Annotated in this window: 15 protein-coding genes and 1 pseudogene; 9 read left to right on the top strand and 7 right to left on the bottom strand. The window is 59.2% G+C overall.

What is annotated here, in order from left to right:
* Nucleotides 1–231: 231 nt before the first annotated feature.
* Both PL597_RS10965 and PL597_RS10960 read right to left on the bottom strand, forming a co-directional pair.
* Nucleotides 232–1896 carry an electron transfer flavoprotein-ubiquinone oxidoreductase gene (locus tag PL597_RS10965; RefSeq protein ID WP_271365163.1) on the bottom strand — a complete coding sequence of 555 codons (1665 nt, stop codon included), beginning with the start codon at nucleotides 1894–1896 and terminating at the stop codon, nucleotides 232–234.
* 353 nt (nucleotides 1897–2249) lie between these two features.
* Complete coding sequence (locus PL597_RS10960) at nucleotides 2250–2876, bottom strand: TetR/AcrR family transcriptional regulator (RefSeq protein ID WP_271365162.1); 627 nt, start codon at nucleotides 2874–2876, stop codon at nucleotides 2250–2252.
* A gap of 61 nt (nucleotides 2877–2937) precedes the next feature.
* On the opposite strand from PL597_RS10960, the gene PL597_RS10955 reads away from it, so the two are divergent.
* Nucleotides 2938–3807 carry a DMT family transporter gene (locus tag PL597_RS10955; RefSeq protein ID WP_271365161.1) on the top strand — a complete coding sequence of 290 codons (870 nt, stop codon included), beginning with the start codon at nucleotides 2938–2940 and terminating at the stop codon, nucleotides 3805–3807.
* 37 nt (nucleotides 3808–3844) lie between these two features.
* Here PL597_RS10955 and PL597_RS10950 read toward each other — a convergent pair.
* Nucleotides 3845–4168 (bottom strand): annotated as a pseudogene (locus PL597_RS10950) (cation transporter); the annotation flags it as partial.
* Nucleotides 4169–4364: 196 nt separating this feature from the next.
* Nucleotides 4365–4712, bottom strand: coding sequence for a hypothetical protein (locus PL597_RS10945; protein WP_077982638.1), 348 nt, complete (start codon nucleotides 4710–4712; stop codon nucleotides 4365–4367).
* A 198-nt stretch (nucleotides 4713–4910) separates the two neighbouring features.
* Between PL597_RS10945 and PL597_RS10940 the strand changes: the two genes are divergently transcribed.
* Nucleotides 4911–6020: a helix-turn-helix transcriptional regulator gene (locus PL597_RS10940; RefSeq protein ID WP_271365159.1), complete on the top strand. Its 1110-nt coding sequence runs from the start codon at nucleotides 4911–4913 to the stop codon at nucleotides 6018–6020.
* A gap of 49 nt (nucleotides 6021–6069) precedes the next feature.
* Here PL597_RS10940 and PL597_RS10935 read toward each other — a convergent pair whose 3' ends face one another.
* Nucleotides 6070–6990 (bottom strand): cation diffusion facilitator family transporter, encoded by a 921-nt coding sequence (locus tag PL597_RS10935; RefSeq protein ID WP_077982996.1) that lies wholly within the window; start codon nucleotides 6988–6990, stop codon nucleotides 6070–6072.
* 180 nt (nucleotides 6991–7170) lie between these two features.
* On the opposite strand from PL597_RS10935, the gene PL597_RS10930 reads away from it, so the two are divergent.
* The gene (locus PL597_RS10930; RefSeq protein WP_271365157.1) at nucleotides 7171–7959 is read left to right on the top strand and encodes an SDR family oxidoreductase; all 789 of its coding nucleotides are present in this window, start codon (nucleotides 7171–7173) and stop codon (nucleotides 7957–7959) included.
* A 22-nt stretch (nucleotides 7960–7981) separates the two neighbouring features.
* Here the strand turns inward: PL597_RS10930 and PL597_RS10925 are convergent, their stop codons facing one another.
* A complete protein-coding gene (locus tag PL597_RS10925) occupies nucleotides 7982–8887 on the bottom strand; it encodes a sensor domain-containing diguanylate cyclase (RefSeq protein WP_416372244.1) in 906 nt (301 codons plus the stop codon).
* Between the two features lie 477 nt (nucleotides 8888–9364).
* Between PL597_RS10925 and PL597_RS10920 the strand changes: the two genes are divergently transcribed.
* The 3 genes from PL597_RS10920 (at nucleotide 9365) to PL597_RS10910 (ending at nucleotide 11935) form a co-directional block, all read left to right on the top strand.
* The gene (locus tag PL597_RS10920; protein WP_271365155.1) at nucleotides 9365–10663 is read left to right on the top strand and encodes an Hsp70 family protein; all 1299 of its coding nucleotides are present in this window, start codon (nucleotides 9365–9367) and stop codon (nucleotides 10661–10663) included.
* Between the two features lie 43 nt (nucleotides 10664–10706).
* A complete protein-coding gene (locus tag PL597_RS10915; RefSeq protein ID WP_271365154.1) occupies nucleotides 10707–11591 on the top strand; it encodes a uracil-DNA glycosylase in 885 nt (294 codons plus the stop codon).
* A 152-nt stretch (nucleotides 11592–11743) separates the two neighbouring features.
* A complete protein-coding gene (locus tag PL597_RS10910) occupies nucleotides 11744–11935 on the top strand; it encodes a hypothetical protein (RefSeq protein ID WP_003509784.1) in 192 nt (63 codons plus the stop codon).
* Nucleotides 11936–12234: 299 nt separating this feature from the next.
* Here the strand turns inward: PL597_RS10910 and PL597_RS10905 are convergent, their stop codons facing one another.
* Nucleotides 12235–13170 (bottom strand): DMT family transporter, encoded by a 936-nt coding sequence (locus PL597_RS10905; RefSeq protein ID WP_269824396.1) that lies wholly within the window; start codon nucleotides 13168–13170, stop codon nucleotides 12235–12237.
* Nucleotides 13171–13610: 440 nt separating this feature from the next.
* Between PL597_RS10905 and pepN the strand changes: the two genes are divergently transcribed.
* The 3 genes from pepN (at nucleotide 13611) to PL597_RS10890 (ending at nucleotide 19281) form a co-directional block, all read left to right on the top strand.
* A complete protein-coding gene (pepN, locus tag PL597_RS10900) occupies nucleotides 13611–16259 on the top strand; it encodes an aminopeptidase N (RefSeq protein WP_271365153.1) in 2649 nt (882 codons plus the stop codon).
* Between the two features lie 138 nt (nucleotides 16260–16397).
* Complete coding sequence (locus PL597_RS10895; RefSeq protein ID WP_271365152.1) at nucleotides 16398–16718, top strand: carboxymuconolactone decarboxylase family protein; 321 nt, start codon at nucleotides 16398–16400, stop codon at nucleotides 16716–16718.
* Between the two features lie 226 nt (nucleotides 16719–16944).
* On the top strand, nucleotides 16945–19281 hold the full coding sequence (locus PL597_RS10890) for a PAS domain-containing sensor histidine kinase (RefSeq protein WP_077982645.1): 2337 nt from the start codon (nucleotides 16945–16947) through the stop codon (nucleotides 19279–19281).
* Nucleotides 19282–19338 lie beyond the last annotated feature (57 nt).

The following is a 19338-nucleotide window of genomic DNA, read 5'->3' as shown; positions in this document are numbered from 1 at the left end:
CACCCCAACATCCTATATGTAAGAAATCGAAGGGCAATCCACAAATACTGAGGGGGAGCGGGCCGTAGACGCCGATCATGCCGGACGGGACCCGACCTCGCAACCGGTCCCAACACGCTCGACGTCATCCTCGGGCCTGTCCCGAGGATCCATCCACGTCTCGTCAAATCAATCCGTTGCAGATGCTCGGGACGAGCCCGAGCATGACGAGAGAGAGTTTAAGCTGCGCCATCACATATTGGCGTAGACCGGCCCCTCGCCGCCCTGCGGCGGCACCCAGTTGATGTTCTGGTTGGGATCCTTGATATCGCAGGTCTTGCAGTGAACGCAGTTTTGGGCGTTGATGACGTAGACCTCCTCACCGTCCTTCTCCACCCATTCATAAACGCCGGCGGGGCAATAACGGGTCGAGGGACCGGCAAAGACGTCATGCTCGGAGCGCTTCTGCAGCTCCATGTCCTTCACCTGAAGATGCACCGGCTGGTCTTCCTCGTGGTTGGTGGAGGAGAGGAACACCGAGGACAGGCGGTCGAAGGTGAGCACGCCGTCAGGCCTTGGATAATCGATCTTCTTGTGCTTCGAGGCCGGTTCGAGGCTCTGCGCGTCCGTCTTGCCGTGCTTCAGCGTGCCGAAGAAGGAGAAACCGAACAGCTGGTTGGTCCACATGTCCAGCCCGCCAAGGCCGACGCCGACAAGCGTGCCGAATTTCGACCAGAGTGGCTTGACGTTCCTGACCCGCTTAAGGTCCTTGCCGATATCGCCTTCACGCCATTCGGCCTCGATCTCGGAAACCTCGTCATGGGCGCGGCCGGCGGAAAGGGCCGCGGCGATCTTTTCCGCCGCCAGCATGCCCGACAGCACCGCATTATGGCTGCCCTTGATGCGCGGCACGTTGACGAACCCGGCGGAACAGCCGATCAGCGCACCGCCCGGGAAAGTGAGCTTCGGCACCGACTGATAGCCGCCCTCGGTGATGGCGCGCGCACCATAGGAGATGCGCTTGCCGCCCTCGAAGGTCTCGCGGATGGTCGGATGCGTCTTGAAGCGCTGAAATTCCTCGAAAGGATAAAGATAGGGGTTCTTGTAATTGAGATGCACCACGAAGCCGACGGCAACGAGGTTGTCTTCCAGATGATAAAGGAACGAACCGCCGCCGGTCTTGAAACCCAGCGGCCAGCCGAAAGAATGCTGCACGAGGCCCTGTTTGTGCTTCTCCGGCTTGACCTGCCAGAGTTCCTTGATGCCAATGCCGAATTTCTGCGGCTCGCGATCTCTGGACAAGTCGAATTTGGAAATCAGCTGCTTGGCGAGCGAACCGCGCACACCTTCGCCGATCAGCACATATTTGCCATGCAGCTCCATGCCGCGGGTGAAGTTCGGACCCGGCTCGCCATTCTTCTCGATGCCCATATCGCCGGTGGCGACGCCGATGACGGCGCCCTGCTCATTATAAAGCACTTCGGTTGCGGCAAAGCCCGGATAGATCTCGACGCCGAGTCCTTCCGCCTTTTCCGCCAACCAGCGACAGACCAGCCCAAGCGAGACGATGTAATTGCCGTGATTGTTCATCAAAGGCGGCATCATGAAATTCGGCAAGCGGATGGAGCCGGCCGGTCCGAGAAACAGGAACTGGTCATCCTTGACTTCGGTCTTGAAGGGATGCCCCTCCTCTTCGCGCCAGCCCGGCAGCAGCCTGTCGATGCCAATGGGATCGACCACGGCACCGGAAAGAATATGCGCGCCGACTTCGGCACCCTTTTCGAGAACGACAACCGAAAGCTCCGGCTCTACCTGCTTCAGCCGGATCGCCGCGGCAAGGCCCGCAGGACCAGCGCCAACGATCACAACGTCGAATTCCATCGCTTCGCGTTCCGGCAGTTCCATCGCTTCCGTCATGTCCATCCTCTCCGCATCGCCGGTCCCATCCGGCTGTTGTTATATCCGCTTATCGGCATTCCTGGCGCATCGACTGCGCCGGTCAAAAAGCCATCCGCGACACCGCACTCGCCAGCGCCTGTCTTCGCAAAGCAGGACGCCTTTGTCGAGCTTCTATAGCGGCAAAACATGTCGCAAGCCAGTCAATTGTCAGACAACCTGATGATTGATTTATTACCTTTACGTTCACGTAATAAAAAGGATAAGCATTGCCCTTCCAGCCGTCAAGCGTGATCGGTTTAACCTCTCGAAACGAGAGGTCGCAAAGGCAGAACTTTAACCCTGGACTTCGGCGCCACCCTGAGCGCGGTCAATCAGGCGTCCCTGCCGGACAACAAGCGGTCATCGCACTGGATCTGCGCCATCAGCCTTTTCAACCCCCTGGTGCGAAACCGCGTGAGAGCGCCAATATCGCCCGTGGCTTTCACGCGAATGAGTGCGCCCTCATACGCCTCGATGATGCATGCGCATAGATCCGAGATGTCCTCATCGCCGGCGATGTCGCCTTCATATTGGGCTTGCATGAGCAGTTCGCGCATACTCGTCTCCCATCGCCGAAATGAAGTGACAAGCGCGTCCCGAACCAGAGTGCTGCGACCCGCAGCAGTTTGCGCAATGACCCCGTAAAGGCAGCCTGCATAAGGCCCGTCTTGCTTAAGCTCCAGTTCGAGCGTTTCAAAATATACCGATAGGCGCTGCAAAGCGCGCAGAGAGGTATCAGAAAAAAGTCTTTCCCTGATCCGCGCATATTTCTGCTCATAGGCTTCGATAACCGCCACCACGAAGTCGTCCTTGCTCGCAAAGAAGTAATAGAATGACCCTTTTGGGACATTCACTTCCTTCAGAACCGGACCGATTCCCACCCCCTCATAGCCATGAGCGAGCAGCTGGCGCATTCCCTCCGAAATGAGACGCGTGCGCGTCGCAGATTGACCACTCATAACTAGACCGATCGTCTACATTGCTGATTACACATACTTACCTCCTGGGAGCGATGCCGATATGAGTTTAGCACACGACCGTTATACAGGCATATATCTTGTGGCAGCTTCCGCAGTTTTATGGAGTACAGCGGGGCTGTTCGTCCGCATGGCGGATATGGACGTATGGTCGATGGTGGCGTGGCGCTCCGCCTTCACCTTCTTGACTCTCTGGGCGTTTCTTCTGCTTCGAAACAAGATCGTCAGGCAACGGTCGTCGATGTCATTCGGTCTGCCCGGCGTTGCTGCATGCTTGGTATCTGCAATTGCGGCGATCACATATATCGCGTCCTTGCGATGGACGACCGTCGCCAACGTCATGACAATCTATGCGACACTACCTTTTGTTGTGACCGGAATCGCTTTTATATGCCTGCGGGATCGGGTTACCCATCGTTTCGTCATCGCTGGCTGTGCGGCTTTCGTCGGCGTATTCATTTCGGTCGGCGCGGCGGTATCACAGAAGGACATGCTCGGTATCTTTGCCGCCTTCATCATGACCACGGGATGCGCCACGCAAATCGTCATCGCAAAGCGCTTCCCTGACATGGACGCCACCCTGATGACCGCTCTTGGCGCTCTGACCTGTCTGTGTATCGCGCTGCCGCTGATGCAGTTTGCGATTCCAGCTCCGATGCAGATCATCGCCTGCGCCCTCTACGGCGTCCTAACCACAGCACTCGGCTATATACTTCTGCTCCAAGGGGCCCGGCGTATGAACTCCGGGGAGGCCGGACTGCTTTCCATGCTGGATGTCATCCTCGGGCCAGTGTGGGTCTGGCTCTTTTATAACGAAGAAATGTCGCCCCTCGTTCTGACGGGAGGCGCTATCGTGCTGTCTGCTGTCGCCTGGTATCTGGCGGGAGGTCGCAGAGCCGCGACAGCACCATGACACACAATCTTACCGGAACTGGCGGCTCCGCCCACACTCAAACCGCCCACTCTTCATCCGTCGTGAACACGATCGTCAGCCAGCGGTCGCTCCCCTCGCCGCCCAGCGCATCGCCGATCTCGTCGCGGATCGCGTCCCATTCCTCCAGACACCGGGGTGGCCAGTCTTTCGGGACGATGAAGAAGAGTTCGACCTGACGTCCGCGGGCGACATAGAAATAGTGCGAGGAGAAACCGAATTTCTCCACCGTCTCGGCCGCCACCCGGTCCACATGCTGCTTGAAATCCAGCGGGGTCACCAGAAGGATCTCAGCCAGCGCCTGTTTCACATTGCCGAGCGGCATGGGGATGATGACGCCACAATTTCCAGACGACAGGCGTCTGCATGGTGGGAGCGCCTTTAAAGCCCATGGACCCGGGGTGGAAAGGCGCCCCCATAAACTACAGACGTGAGAAAATGAACCGCCAGCAGACAGCAAACTTCGCGACAGGAGGATCGGACTCCGCTTTTTTGCTCGTGAGCGCCGGCGGCGCTCTTACGACACTAAACCGTCAGGCTCACTTCACAACGATTGAAATGACATCCTGATAGCGGTGCGTTTCAGTTCCCTTGGCTATACCCGTCGCATTCACCGCACGTGTCGGAACGTTGCGGCCGCACTGCTTGCTTAAACGACTGGAAATGCCGCCATCTGAATAAGAGATGATCTTGGATTTCGGCAGCTTGGGCGCCAGCGCCGCAAAACTCAAAGGAGTCGCACCGCAGCTATCCGCTCTGTAAGCCGTGAGGTGGCGCGTCTGACCAACCGAAAGTTCCACCGTCTTGTCCGCACTGCCGGCGCTGACGCAACCCGAAAGAGCAAGGACAGCAACCGATACGCAGGTCAGTGAAATATATGACTTCATAATTTCTCTCCATTAATAGGTCGGCACATCTTAAAAAATAAACGAGAACTTGCACCGCATCCTTTTACACGCGCTAGTTCAAGACTGGACGATTTTTAGAGCTTCACCTATCATCCTCAATCACCCGATCGGGTGAATTAGTCGAGGTTAGAGGAACTGACTCTTTTGTTGAGGGCTACTCGGGGCAGGGATTGAGGCATGAGCATTCGTGGCTTAAGGCACTCGGACGACGACCTGATAGACCTCATTTATGCGGCGCTGCTCGGCGAGGCGTCGTGGCAGCAATTTCTCGACAGGCTTTCTGGGAATGCACCTGATGGCCGAACGATCTTGTTCTCCATGAATACGCGCGAACCCGACGATTACGTTGGCATGACCTCAAAATTCGATCTGTCGGAGCTTGAAAGCTATGCGGCATATTATATCAACACCAACCCATGGTTGGAGCATTGCGGCAGGCGAAGCGTAGGCCTGGGCGTTTTCTCGGATCAGATCGTCCCCAGAACGCAGCTGGTTAGAACCGAGTTCTTCAATGACTGGTTGGCGCCCAACAACATTTCGTCCTCCATCGGCGTCACTATTGACAAGAATGGAGACAGCCCCCTGATCGTATCCACCGTTACCAGCCGCGACGATCCCGATGAAAACAGCGCTTTTTCCGACCAGCTTACTCGTATCGCCCCCCATCTGAGGCGTGCCGCGCGTTTTTACAGGAACAGCTCGGCGCGATGGGCGGCCTTCGACCTCAATACGTCGCTGTTTGACGCCGTTGGCACGGGTATCGTCATTGTCGGAGAGAACGCACAAATAAATACAACTTCCCCGATCGGGCAGAAGTTTCTGGACAAAGGGACGCTCATATCGGTTTCACCGCTCGGAAAGTTACGCCTGCGCGGCAAGGACGCTCAGACCGTGCTGAACGCCATGTTGATGCGAAATTATGCCGGTCCCAGAACAGCGGATTTTCTCTCGCACGGCATCAGGCTCACGCTTGTCGCAATGAAGAAAGAACGCCTCTCGTTGTACTTCGAGGGACCCACCGTTGCACTCCTGATCCAGCCTTCCGGCGCGCCTGGCGGAACACCCGGAATCGACCAGTTCTCTGAATTTCATCGGTTGACGATGGGAGAGCGGCGCGCATTTCTCGGCGTCATAAATGGTAAGACAATCACGCAGATAGCGCAGGACGCATCCGTGTCGCGCGAGACGATACGCACACAGCTCAAAAGCCTATACGCAAAGACAGGGACGCACAGCCAGAACGACCTGCTGCGTCTCGCTTACCGAATGGCGAACCCAGCCCCCTAGGTGTTCTTCGATTCGTAAAACGCGTCCTTACTGAAGATGACCTGCCGACTCAAACCGCCCACTCTTCATCCGTCGTGAACACGATCGTCAGCCAGCGGTCGCTCCCCTCGCCGCCCAGCGCATCGCCGATCTCGTCGCGGATCGCGTCCCACTCCTCCAGACGCCGGGGAGGCCAGTTTTTCGGCACGATGAAAAAGAGTTCGATCTGACGGCCGCGGCCGACACGGGCGACATAGGAATAGTGGGAGGAGAAACCGAATTTCTCCACCGTCTCGACCGCCACCCGGTCCACATGCTGCTTGAATTCCAGCGGGGTCACCAGAAGGATGTCAGCCAGCGCCTGTTTCACATTGCCGAGCGGCATGGGGATGATGACGAGGCAGACCAGCGCCAGCACGGCAGGGTCGATATAGGGTGCAAGCCATGCCTGCGCCGTTCCCGTGAGCCCGTAACCCACGGCGAAGGCGACGAAGAGCGCCATGCTTAGAAGCGCGCTCATCAGCCAGCTTTTGGCATCCAGCGCCACGAATGCGGATTTCAGCCGGCGGTTCTGCCGTTTGACGAACCATGCCATGGCAAGTGAGACGGCGAAGCTGACGAAGGTGACGACGATGGCGTAGTCGAACTCGATCGATCTGCCGCCATCCATCAGGCTGTCGACGGCGTTGATGAGGGCGTAGATCGCCGCCCCCATCAGGAGCGTGCCGTTAAGCCCGAGCACCATCGGCTCCAGATGCCAGAAGCCCATGGTGAAACGCTCCACCAGCCGGCCGCCGGGTTTGGGCGCGGCGGAAGCGGCGATCAGCCGCGCGACAAGCAGCGCCAGCACCGTCATGAAAGCATCGGTCAGCGCATAAACGCCGTCGAAAACAACCGCGAAAGAGCCGGAAAACAGGCCCGCGCCAATGCCGAACAGCGCCAGCAGAACCGTGACGGCAATGGAGAATTTCAGCAGGGATTGTTCTGTCATGACGGGTATTCAACCTTCAAAGGCGGACGCCGCCTTATAGAGGTTTTCGCTTTTCTGCGAGTGGCGAAAAATCTCTAACTCTTTGTTTTGTTGCATTTCCAGACGGAAAACCGGGGTCCACTTTTCCTGGAAATGCTCTATAAACACCACACACGGCACTCACAAGACAGGACAAACTCCATGGATTTCGGCATTTCCGGCAAACGCGCCCTCGTTCTCGCCTCCTCTCGCGGCCTTGGGCTGGGCATTGCGACCGCGCTGGCGAAAGAAGGCGCAAACGTCCTTCTGGTTGGCCGGAGCGGTGAAAAGCTGGCGGAAAATTGCAAGGCGATCAATGCGCTCGGCAAGGGCAAGGCCGACTGGGTGTGGGGCGATCTTGCCGACGACAATTTCGTCGAAGCCATGGTTCAGGCCGTCAACGACAAGCTCGGCGGCATCGATATTCTCGTCAACAATACCGGTGGCCCAACGCCCGGCCTCGCACAGGACATGACGGTCGACAAGCTCGACACTTTTTTCCAGTCCATGGTGCTGCGCGTCATCACGCTGACCAATGCGCTGTTGCCGCAGATGAAAGAACAGGGGTTCGGCCGCATCCTCACCGTCGCCTCGTCAGGCGTGTTCGAACCGATCCCCAATCTCGCCCTTTCCAACACGTTGCGCGGCGCGCTCGTCGGCTGGAGCAAGACTCTCTCCTCGGAAATCGCCTCCTTCGGCATCACTTCCAACCTGCTGCTGCCCGGCCGCATCCACACCGACCGCATCGACGAGCTGGATGGCGCCAATGCCAAGCGTCTCGGCAAAAGCATCGAGGAAATCCGCGAGACCTCCGTCAGGGGCATTCCGGCCGGCCGTCTCGGCACGGTGGAAGAATTCGCCGCCGCCGGTGCTTTCCTGTGCTCGGCACCGGCAAGCTATATTACCGGCACGATGCTGCGGGTGGATGGCGGCGCGGCGAAGTCGAACTGAGGGCCGGCCGCCTCAAGCGGCATTACGGAGCCGTTCCATAAACGACGTAACGGTTCCGTCCGGTATTCTTCGCCTCATAAAGTGCTGTATCGGCGTGGCGCAGCACATCGCTGGCGCTTTCACCGGGACTGGCATAGGCAATGCCGGCCGAACAGCTGTAGCGAAATTCGGGCCTGTCGGGCAGCGGCGCGGCATCGGCCAGAGACACCTGAAGCTGACGCATCAGCGTTTCGGCGCTGTGCATGCGCGCGCCGCTGAGCACCAGCAGAAACTCTTCGCCGCCGATTCTCCCGAGAAGGTCGTCACGGCCGGCAGTTGAAGACAGCCGCGCCGCGAAATCCTTCAGCACGAGATCGCCATAGGCATGGCCGAAGCGGTCGTTGACGCTCTTGAAATGGTCGATATCCATGATGATGACGGCGAGCGCCTGCGCCTTGTTCGGGCCCAGCAGATGGTTGAGAGTGTCCATGGCGTAACGGCGGTTGCCGAGGCCGGTCAGCTCATCGCTCAAGGCGGATTTCAGCGCCCGGTCCCGCTCCTGGCGCAGATCGCGCAATTCGACGCCGAGTTCGGATACATCGGTTATGACGCAAAGCATCCAGCCGCCCGGCAACGTCGTTTCGGTCGTCAGCATCCACCGGCCGTCCTTGAGGCTGGTTTCGATGGTGCGAAAAGGCAGTTTGCCACGCCGCGTCTTTGCCGAGCGCAGCCACAATTCGAAATCCGACGTCTCTATGGCCGTGCCGGTTGCGGTTTGGTAACCGCTGCGCATCAGGTCCACCCAGCTCGGAAACACATTCGGGCCGACGCCGAGCGCGGTGCGGAAGGCACTGTTGGCAAAACGCATCTCGTCATGCCCGTCAAACAGCGCATAGCCCTGCTGCGATGCTTCCATGAGGCTCATGAGCTGTTGGATGAAAACGTCCATATCACCTTGAATGAGACCGATATGCCCGGGTAGCGCGTCATTCACGGCGTATTGGCTGATCTGGTGAGACATCGAATTTCCAAGACTACGACAAGATGGAACCATACGGACGGCAATGGTACGACACCGATTTTTTTGATAAAATATTCATATTCCAAAATAACGTCGTATCGACTGAAGTACATTTTACGCTCCAGCCCTACCTAACAGCAAAATCCTAAAAGTATTTCCGAAAACTACACCGTTCTTTCATTCCGGCATAAACATCCTGTTCACCATGCGCCGTAGCTGTCCGCATGTGAGAGCTCATGCGACGAGGCGCATGGCTCAAAAACAATAGGCGGCGCTTGCCATTCCGTCGGCCTTGTGCAATCAACCGCCCTCCTCTGACATCGGGGTGCCAAAGGCATCCCTTATCCTCACGCCGGGCCGCCCAAGGGCCGGGTGGGTTCTTCTATCGGCAACAAGGATATGGCGATGACGCAAAAGCGGGCTCTCGGCCTCGATTTCGGCACGACCAACACGGTCATGGCTCTTTCCGACACGGGCGGCGCCAGCCGTTCCATGCGCTTCACCAGCAGCGCGGGCACGGATGACAGCATGCGCACGGCGCTCTCCTTCATGAAGGATGCCGGCCTCGGTGCGGCCGCCCTGCATGTGGAAGCCGGCCATGCCGCCATCCGGCAATTCATCGACAATGCCGGCGATTGCCGTTTCCTCCAATCGATCAAGACATTTGCGGCCTCGCCGCTGTTTCAGGGTACGCTGATCTTCGCCAAGCGCCAGAGCTTCGAAGACCTGATGGACGTGTTCCTGCGCAAGCTGAAGACCTATGCGGGCGAGGAATGGCCGGGAGACGTCTCCACCGTCATCGCCGGCCGGCCGGTGCGTTTCGCCGGCAGCAATCCGGATGAGGCGCTGGCGCTCGCCCGTTACAACGAGGCGCTCACCCGCGCCGGTTTCCCGGAAATCCACTATGTCTACGAACCGGTGGCGGCCGCCTATTATTTCGCCCAGAGCCTGAAGAAGGATGCCAATGTGCTGGTGGCGGATTTCGGCGGCGGCACGACGGACTATTCGCTAATCCGCTTCGAAACCCATGCCGGCAAGCTTTCCGCCACCCCCATCGGCCATTCCGGCGTTGGCGTCGCGGGCGATCATTTCGACTTCCGCATGATCGACAATCTGGTCTCGCCTGAGATCGGCAAGGGCAGCAAGTTCAAGAGCTTCGACAAGGTGCTGGATGTGCCCTCCGGCTATTACGTGAATTTCGGCCGCTGGAACCAGCTGTCGATCTTCAAGACCTCAAAGGAATTCACAGACCTCAAATCGCTGGTGCGCTCGGCGCTGGAGCCGGAAAAGCTGGAAATGTTCATCGACCTCGTCGAGCATGACGAAGGTTACCCGCTTTATCAGGCGATTTCCGCCACCAAGATGGCGCTCTCCTCGGCGGAAGAAGCGGAATTCAACTTCGCACCATTGGGCAAGGCCGGGCGCAAGATGGTGAAGCGCAGCGATTTCAACAATTGGATCGCCGAAGACCTCGCCAAGATAGAAGAAGCGCTCGACGAGGTTCTGGAAAAAACAAAAGTCGCGCCCGAAGCCATCGACAAGGTGTTCCTGACCGGCGGCACCTCCTTCGTGCCGGCCGTGCGCGAGCTTTTCACCCGCCGTTTCGACGCCGACCGGATCGAAAGCGGCGGCGAGCTGCTCTCGATTGCGCATGGTCTCGCCATGATCGGCGAAAGCGACGATATTCAGCGCTGGACAGTGTGATTAGCGGGTATCGCGGGCGTCGAACATGGGGTAATTTCCGCCCATGATCGCCGCCCAAGACCTTTCCCCGGCCGAACTTGCCGCCCTCCTGCATTTCCATGCGGATGCGGGCGTGGACTGGCTGCTGGAAGAGACCCCGGTCGATCGTTTCGCCGAATTCGCCGAGGCCCGCCCGGCCCGATCCGCGCCTGCGCGGGAGGTGCCCGAGGCATCACGCCAGATGGAAAGGCCGGCGGAACGCCGTGCCGATGCGCCTCAGCGGCAGGCGGCGACGCGCAGCACGCCGGTGGCCCCCGCCATCCAGCAGAATGTCGCCATGCCGGACGAACAGGCCGTGGCGGCCGCGCGTTTTGCGGCGGAAAGCGCGCGCTCACTCGGCGAGCTGAAAACCGCGCTTGAGGGTTTCAACGGCTGCAACCTCAAGAACAGCGCGCGCAATACGATTTTCACCGAGGGTGACCCCGCCTCCGCCATCATGGTCATCGGCCCCATGCCGGATGCCGATGACGACCGCGAGGGCACGCCCTTTGCCGGCAAGACGGGGTTGCTGCTCGAGCGCATGCTGGCAGCCATCGGCCTGGAGCGCAGCGCCATCATGCTCGGCAATGTCGTGCCGTGGCGGCCACCGGGCAACCGCCCGCCGACTCAGGCCGAAATGGATATCTGCCGCCCCTTCATCGAGCGTCAGATCGCGCTTGCCGAGCCGAAACACCTGTTGCTTCTCGGCAACTTCACCGCTCGTTTCTTCTTTGGCGGCACCGGCACCATCCATACGATGCGCGGACAGTGGCGTGATGTCGCAGCCGGACACCTGATTGTGCCGGCGCTCGCAAGCCTGCATCCGCAGGAACTGTTGAACGCGCCGGCCAGCAAGTCCTTGGCATGGCACGATTTATTGGCTTTTCAGGCAAAGATTACTGAAGGCTGACTGCCTCATTCCTGGTCAATGTAAATGAATTATGAAAAAAGCCATGCGCATTACGCATAACAGCGGCGCATTTGGTCCGCTTGCCGAATCCATGCTGCGCTGCGATATATCGGACGTGTCTTGGGAGGAATTCGGTTAAAGGAACCAAGGCAATGACCACTCGCTTCCGTCCGGTCCATTCCGGCTTTGAAACGCTCCGCCTGGCGGGCCTCGGCCCTCGCTCCAGTCAGGGTTACCATCGTTTCGGCGCAGCCGCTAACGAACAGATGACCGCACGCGCTGCCATGCAGCAGGTCCGCGTGACGCGTCCCTCGGCAGTCTTTGCGGATTTCCGCGAGCGCTGAGATGCTCTCAGGCCAGTTTAACACTGGCCCATAGATATAATTGCGCGCTGGCGTCTTTCTTCGGGAAGGCGCCTTTTGCTTTTTGTGGAGCTTTTTTCGCGAGAGGGTTGCGAGGTTTTTGAGCCCCCCCAATGCTCTGACGTCATCCTCGGGCTTGACCCGAGGATCTAAGCACCTCAACAAAATCAAAACGTTGGCAGATCCTCGGGACAAGCCCGAGGATGACGCCGAGAGAAGAGAGACCCGTCGTCGTCAACTTCAAGAGAACGGCACGCAAGCATACCACGGGAGCCGCAACATCACCCCTGCGGCGTCGAGGCCTTGCGGGCCGCGCGTCTCGCCAGACCCAGTTGATGCTCGCGGAAGATGATGAAGATGCCGGCGAGAATCACGATCGCCGTGCCGATAAGCATCGTCAGCGTGGGAATATCTCCGAACAGAATGTAGGAAACAGCGATCCCGAAAACGATGGAGCTGTATTCGAAGGGCGCGATGACAGAGACTTCCGCGTGGCGATAACTTTCCGTCAGGAAGATTTGCGCGACGCCGCCGCAGATGCCGCTGGTGATCAACAGCACGGCCTGTGTCATCGTCAGCGAGCTCCAGCCCAATGGCACGCTGATCAGCGATAACAACGTAGCGGTCAGCGAAAAATAGAGGACGATGGTCGGGGTCTTTTCCGTTTCCACCAGCTGCCGCACCTGGATCATCGCCAGTCCGCCGAGTGCTGCGCCGCACAGCACGGCAATGGCGCCCAGCCCCTCGCCCGCGGCAAAGCCGCCCTCCCGCAGAAGCGTCATCTTCGGCCACAGAATGACCAGCACGCCCATCATGCCAACGAAGACAGCACTCCAGCGATAGATGCGCACCTTCTCACGCAGGATGAAGGCGGCGAAAACGACGGCAAGCAGGGGTGAGGCATAACCGATGGCGATGAATTCCGGCAGCGGCAGCATGGTCAGCCCGTAAAAGCCGCAGACCATGGAAAGAATGCCGAGAAAACCGCGTTTGAAATGGCCGAGAAGATTGTTGGTGTGCAGCGCGCTTGCCAGCGCATGCAGCCAGGCGAGATAAACGACAATGGGCAGAATGGCAAAGGCGGAGCGGAAGAAGGTGATCTGGCCGGCCGGCACATCACCTGCGGCCTTGATACAGGTCTGCATGACGAGAAAGAAGCCGACCGAAATCAGCTTCATGCTAATCCCGCGAAAGGGATTCATCGGTTCGGCGTTCATTGGCAGTTACTCATATCGGCTGCGCAAACACGCCATCTGGAGATTTTCATGCGGGAAAGGACGACGCAGGAGAAGTGGATGCGCCAAGGCTAGAGCATTCTTCCGGGGCTTTACAGCAAAAAATGCTATTTACCCATGAATTCGGTTGATCTGGAGAAGCTTCGTTTGCCCGGCTGGCGGGATGGCCGCGCACCAAAAGCGACACGCGCTAAAATTTGAAGAAAATAAAATATAATTTCAGCAATCGTTCAACATTTGCTGCGATGGTCCTGAAGTCCGGCGGCGGGAGGATCGTCTGCGGGGCCGACGAAGCCTTCCATGGCGGGACAGAATGTCCTCCGATGCGCACATGAACGTGACGAATACTCCACCTATTTTACATCCGGGCCTTATGACGACATGATGCCGGGAAGACCACGCCAAGTTATTCAGGGATAGTCATGCGAACAGACACGGGCCAGATCGTTCACCTGGCAGATTACCGCCCCACCGATTTCGTTCTGGAGCGGGTGGATCTCACCTTCGAACTCGACCCCAAGAATACCAAGGTCGAAGCCCGTCTGATCTTTCACCGGCGCGAAGGTGCTGAGCGTGAGGCGCCACTGGTTCTCGATGGCGACGAGCTGAAGCTCTCAAGCCTGCTGCTCGACCAGGTGGAACTTCCCGCCGGCCAATATGAGGCAACGCCCGACAGCCTGACCATCCGCGACCTGCCGGCCGAATCTCCCTTCGAGATCTGCGTCACGAATTACATCAACCCGCAGGTCAATACGCAGCTGATGGGGCTTTATCGCACCAACGGCGTTTATTGCACCCAATGCGAGGCGGAAGGTTTCCGCCGCATCACCTATTTCCCCGACCGGCCGGATGTTCTGGCGCCCTATACGGTGACGATCATCGCGGCGAAGGAAGGCAATCCGCTGCTGCTTTCGAACGGCAATTTCCTCGGCGGCGGCAATTACGACGAGGGCCGTCAATTCGCGGCCTGGTTCGATCCGCATCCCAAGCCCAGCTATCTCTTCGCGCTTGTCGCCGGTGATCTCGGTGTGGTGGAAGATAGCTTCACCACCATGTCCGGTCGCGACGTTGCGTTGAAGATTTATGTCGAGCACGGCAAGGAGCCGCGCGCGGCCTATGCCATGGATGCGCTGAAGCGTTCGATGACATGGGACGAAGAGCGCTTCGGACGCGAATACGACCTCGATATCTTCATGATCGTCGCCGTATCCGATTTCAACATGGGCGCGATGGAGAACAAGGGTCTCAACGTCTTCAACGACAAATTCGTGCTGGCCGACCCGGAAACCGCTTCCGACGCTGACTACGCCAATATCGAGCGTATCATCGCGCATGAATATTTCCACAACTGGACGGGCAATCGCATCACCTGCCGCGACTGGTTCCAGCTCTGCCTGAAGGAAGGCCTGACGGTTTATCGCGATCAGGAATTTTCCGCCGACATGCGCTCGCGTCCGGTCAAGCGTATCGCCGATGTACGTCACTTGAAATCGGAGCAGTTCCCGGAGGATTCCGGTCCGCTGGCGCATCCGCCGCGCCCGGATACCTATCGCGAAATCAACAATTTCTACACGACGACCGTTTATGAGAAGGGTGCCGAAGTCACCCGCATGATCGCCACCATTCTTGGCGCTGAAGACTTCAAGAAGGGCATGGACCTCTATTTCGAACGGCATGACGGCGAAGCAGCGACGGTCGAAGATTTCGTCAAGAGCTTTGCCGATGCCAGCGGTCGCGATCTCTCGCAGTTTTCGCTATGGTACACCGAGGCCGGCACGCCGCTGGTCTTGGTGTCGTCCGCTTACGATGCCGGCAAGGCCACTTTCAGCCTGACGCTGGAACAGACCGTGGCACCAACGCCCGGCCAGCCGGTAAAACAGCCGCGCCACATTCCGCTCTCGCTGGCGCTGATCCTCGATAACGGCCAGATCGCCGAGCCGCAGGCCGTCGAAGGCGGCGAGTATCGCGATGGCGTGCTGCATCTGACTGAGCGCAACCAGACCTTCTCCTTCTCCGGCATTTCCTCGCGGCCGGTGCTGTCGATCAACCGCAGTTTTTCGGCACCGATCAATCTGGATTTCGAACAGAATGCGGCCGATCTGGTGCAGATCGCCCGGCATGAAACCGACATGTTCGCTCGTTTCCAGGCGCTGACCGATCTTGCCCTGCCGGCGCTGATTGCCGCCACCAAGGCGGTGCAGAACGGTGAAGAGATACAGACGGATGCGGCGCTCTCTACCACGCTCATCGAAATCATCGGTGACGATACGCTTGAGCCGGCGTTCCGGGCGCAGGCGCTTGCCCTGCCGAGCGAAACGGATATCGCCCGCGAACTCGGCGGCAACACCGATCCCGACGCCATCCACAAGGCGCGCAATACCACAATCAAGGCCATTGCCACGACCGGCCTCGAGACGCTGCGACGGCTTGCCGATAGTGCTGCCAATGCCGAGGCCTACAGCCCCGACGCCGACAGCGCCGGACGCCGTTCGTTGCGAAACGGCGCCCTGAGTTTCCTCGCCTATGCCGAGGGAACACCGGAGCGGGCGGCGAAGGCCTATGCCGACGCCACCAACATGACCGATCTCGCACATGCGCTCAGCGTCCTGACCCAGCGTTTCCCTGATAGCGCCGAGACGAAGGAAGCACTCGTCGCCTTCGAAACGCGCTTTGCCGACAATGCGCTCGTTCTTGACAAGTGGTTCTCGCTGCAGGCCGCCATCCCCGGCGACGGGGCGCTTGACCGCATCAAGACGCTGATGAAATCGAAACATTTCATCGCCACCAATCCGAACCGGGTGCGTTCGCTGGTCGGCACTCTCGCCTTCTCAAACCCCACCGGTTTCCACCGTGCGGATGGCGCGGCCTATCGCTTCCTTGCCGAGCAAATCGTCGCCATCGACAAACGCAATCCACAGCTTGCCGCGCGCATCCTCACCTCCATGCGTTCCTGGCGGTCGCTGGAGGCAAGCCGTGCCGAACACGCGAAAGCCGCGCTTTCGACCATTGCCGAGGCAAAGGGCCTCTCGACGGATGTAAGCGATATTGTCGGGCGCATCCTGAAGGGCTGAACCTCCGCCGAGGCTGCACGGCCACCCTGATCGACGCCATGACGCCGTCTTGATTTCCATCAAGGCGGCGTCATGCATTGGGCGGCATTATGCTGCACAAGGGGCCGAAGCAGGCCCGGGATCAGAAAGGAATGGCAGATGACGGACATGTCGAAGGCGAGCGCCTCGTTTCAGCGCTTCATGACCGATGCCCCGGCCCACAAGGCGGCATGGTTTCAGGCCGTGCAGGGTCTGGGTGCGGCCTCGACGCTGGATGTGAAGACGCAGAGCCTGATCTATATCGGCATTCTGGCCGCACTGCGCCTGGAAAGCGGCATCGGTTTTCATGTGGTGGAAGCCAAGGCGCGCGGTGCAAGCCGCGACGATATCATCAGCGCAGTGCTGACCGGCCTCCCCGCCGCCGGCAATGGCGTGATCGGTGCGCTTGGGCCTGCACTGGATGCTTTCGACGGCGTTTGAGCACATCCCTGCACCGCCGGAATTGAGGTTCCGGCTCACTGATTTTGCTGACAAAACCCGCTTTTTCCTGAGCAGCATCAAACCGTCCCGAAAAAATACGGAGTCGGTTCAAGGGGTTAAAATTCTTTTAACTTTTGCCTCTGGACACGGCGAATCGCATTTGATTCATTAGGGATATTCGAGCGGCGGCGCTTCGAATCAGTGGGGATATCTAAAAGGCGGGACAATGACGAACGTGCGGCGGGCGACTGCGGGCGATGAGCGGCCGTATGCCAAATTTTCTGATCTGGCGGCCTGGGGCGAAAGGCTTTCCAGCGACCTGATGGGTTTGATGAATGGCACCGACCGACCGCCGGCGCAGGTCGAGACCCTGCTGAAACGTCTGATCCCCATTCTCATCCTCGCCTTCCTCGTCGTCGTTGCCGCCTCGCGCATGATGGGCATCGTTGCCGAATATAGCCGCATGGAAGAAGCCGCCCGCCATTCCACCGCGCTGACGGCGCTGACTGCCAAAGCGGCCCTTCTCAACAACGACACCGTCTTCACCACGCAGGATCGGACCCGCGCCGAGGCGAACCTTGTCGCCGCTTTGCCATCGGGCAGCCTTGCCGATGGCACCATGGTGCTGCTCTCCGGCAGCAATGGCCGCATCTTCGCAGGCGCCGGTAAGGATGCCTTGCTTTACGTCGGCACCTCGCTGCCCGCCCTGCTTCCCGAGATTGCCATCGTGCAGCGTTTCCCCGGCGCACCCGGCACCATCGAGACCAATATCGATGGCCAGCAGCATTATGCGACGATGATCCCCTTCGGCGACGATGGCGCGATGGTGATCGCGGCGCGTTCGCTGCAGCCGATCCGGTCCTTCTGGCGCAGCGAAATCGCCATGAACGTGACGTTGTTCGCCGGCATCTCCTCCATCCTGCTTGTCGTGCTCTACGCCTATTACATGCAGGTGAAACGCGCCCGCGACGCCGACGATATCTTCGCCGAATCGAACCTGCGGGTGGAAACGGCGCTGTCGCGCGGCCGCTGCGGCCTGTGGGATTTCGATCTTGCCAGCCGGCGCATGTTCTGGTCGGGCTCACTCTACGAAATTCTCGGGCGGCCGCCGAAGGCCGCACCGCTCTCCTTCTCCGACGCTGCCCGCATGATGCATTCCGAAGACGGCAATCTTTATGAGCTTGCCCGCGCCGTCGGCTGCGGCAACCTGCGCCAGATCGATCAGATTTTCCGCATGCGCCATGCCAAGGGCCATTACGTCTGGCTGCGTGCCCGCGCCCAGGTCATCCGCACCAATAACGGCCCGCGCGTCATCGGCATCGCCATGGACGTCACCGAACAGCATCGCCTCGCGCAACGCTACGCCGAGGCCGACCAACGCCTTGCCGACGCCATCGAATCCACCTCGGAAGCCTTCGTGCTGTGGGACAAGAATGATCGCCTGGTGATGTGCAACACCCATTACCAGAAGGCCTATGGCCTGCCGGACAGCGTGCTGGTTGCGGGCACCGAAAAAAGCACCGTCTATGCTGCAGCCGCTCGCCCTGTCGTTGAGCGTCGCGTTGCCGATCCGGACCAGTCCGGCCTGTCGCGCACCACGGAAGTGCAGCTTGCCGATGACCGCTGGCTGCAGATCAACGAACGCCGCACCCGAGATGGCGGCCTCGTTTCGGTCGGCACCGATATTACCCTTTTAAAGCGCCATCAGGAACGGCTGCGCGATTCCGAACGCCGGCTGATGGCGACCATTGGCGATCTCTCCGCCTCGCAGCACAAGCTGGAGCGGCAGAAGACGGAACTTTCGGACGCCAACGCCAATTACCTCGCCGAAAAAGAGCGCGCCCAGGCGGCAAACCGGGCGAAATCGGAGTTCCTGGCCAATATGAGCCATGAGCTGCGCACGCCGCTCAACGCTATCCTCGGCTTTTCCGAAATCCTGCTGAACGAGATGTTCGGGCCGGTCGGCTCGCCGAAATATTCCGAATATGCCCGCGATATCCACGATAGCGGCAAACACCTCTTGAACGTCATCAACGACATTCTCGACATGTCGAAGATTGAAGCCGGCCATATGCGCATCAACCGCGAGACCATCGATCTCGCGCCGCTGATCGAGGAAACGCTGCGTCTCACCGCCATTCAGGCCGAGCAGAAGAACATCACAGTGCAGCAGAAGGTCTGCGCTGGCCTCACCATGCAGGGCGACCGCCGCGCCATGAAGCAGATCATGCTCAACCTGCTCTCCAACGCCGTGAAATTCACCGGCGAGGGCGGCCGTATCGCGCTGCGCACCCATGTGCACGAAGCCGCGATGATCCTCACCATCGCCGACACCGGCATCGGCATCCCCGCCCAGGCGCTCGACAAGATCGGCCAACCCTTCGAACAGGTGCAAAGCCAATACGCCAAAAGCCAGGGCGGCTCGGGGCTTGGTCTTGCGATTTCCCGCTCGCTGGTGAAGCTGCATGGCGGAACGATGAAAATTCGCTCGTGTGAGGGTCGCGGGACGGTGGTGACGATTATCATTCCGCATACGGCGGGGCGGTGTGGGATGGTGCATTGAGGTGGCGTTGGATGCGCTGACTGTCCTGTAATAAGTAAAGGTCGAGTGCGCGATACC

It is taken from the genome of Agrobacterium sp. ST15.13.013, assembly GCF_027956525.1.
Lineage (GTDB): Bacteria > Pseudomonadota > Alphaproteobacteria > Rhizobiales > Rhizobiaceae > Agrobacterium > Agrobacterium salinitolerans.
Note: the sequence above shows the minus strand (reverse complement) of the source record. Positions and strands in the feature narration are given on the sequence as shown.

Coding starts and splice junctions, on each gene's coding strand:
- pepN (WP_271365153.1), top strand. CDS start 13,611: ATGCGAACAGACACGGGCCAGATCGTTCACCTGGCAGATTACCGCCCC.
- PL597_RS10910 (WP_003509784.1), top strand. CDS start 11,744: ATGACCACTCGCTTCCGTCCGGTCCATTCCGGCTTTGAAACGCTCCGC.
- PL597_RS10930 (WP_271365157.1), top strand. CDS start 7,171: ATGGATTTCGGCATTTCCGGCAAACGCGCCCTCGTTCTCGCCTCCTCT.
- PL597_RS10965 (WP_271365163.1), bottom strand. CDS start 1,896: ATGACGGAAGCGATGGAACTGCCGGAACGCGAAGCGATGGAATTCGAC.
- PL597_RS10920 (WP_271365155.1), top strand. CDS start 9,365: ATGACGCAAAAGCGGGCTCTCGGCCTCGATTTCGGCACGACCAACACG.
- PL597_RS10895 (WP_271365152.1), top strand. CDS start 16,398: ATGACGGACATGTCGAAGGCGAGCGCCTCGTTTCAGCGCTTCATGACC.
- PL597_RS10940 (WP_271365159.1), top strand. CDS start 4,911: ATGAGCATTCGTGGCTTAAGGCACTCGGACGACGACCTGATAGACCTC.
- PL597_RS10915 (WP_271365154.1), top strand. CDS start 10,707: ATGATCGCCGCCCAAGACCTTTCCCCGGCCGAACTTGCCGCCCTCCTG.
- PL597_RS10955 (WP_271365161.1), top strand. CDS start 2,938: ATGAGTTTAGCACACGACCGTTATACAGGCATATATCTTGTGGCAGCT.
- PL597_RS10960 (WP_271365162.1), bottom strand. CDS start 2,876: ATGAGTGGTCAATCTGCGACGCGCACGCGTCTCATTTCGGAGGGAATG.
- PL597_RS10925 (WP_416372244.1), bottom strand. CDS start 8,887: ATGGACGTTTTCATCCAACAGCTCATGAGCCTCATGGAAGCATCGCAG.
- PL597_RS10905 (WP_269824396.1), bottom strand. CDS start 13,170: ATGAACGCCGAACCGATGAATCCCTTTCGCGGGATTAGCATGAAGCTG.
- PL597_RS10935 (WP_077982996.1), bottom strand. CDS start 6,990: ATGACAGAACAATCCCTGCTGAAATTCTCCATTGCCGTCACGGTTCTG.
- PL597_RS10890 (WP_077982645.1), top strand. CDS start 16,945: ATGACGAACGTGCGGCGGGCGACTGCGGGCGATGAGCGGCCGTATGCC.
- PL597_RS10945 (WP_077982638.1), bottom strand. CDS start 4,712: ATGAAGTCATATATTTCACTGACCTGCGTATCGGTTGCTGTCCTTGCT.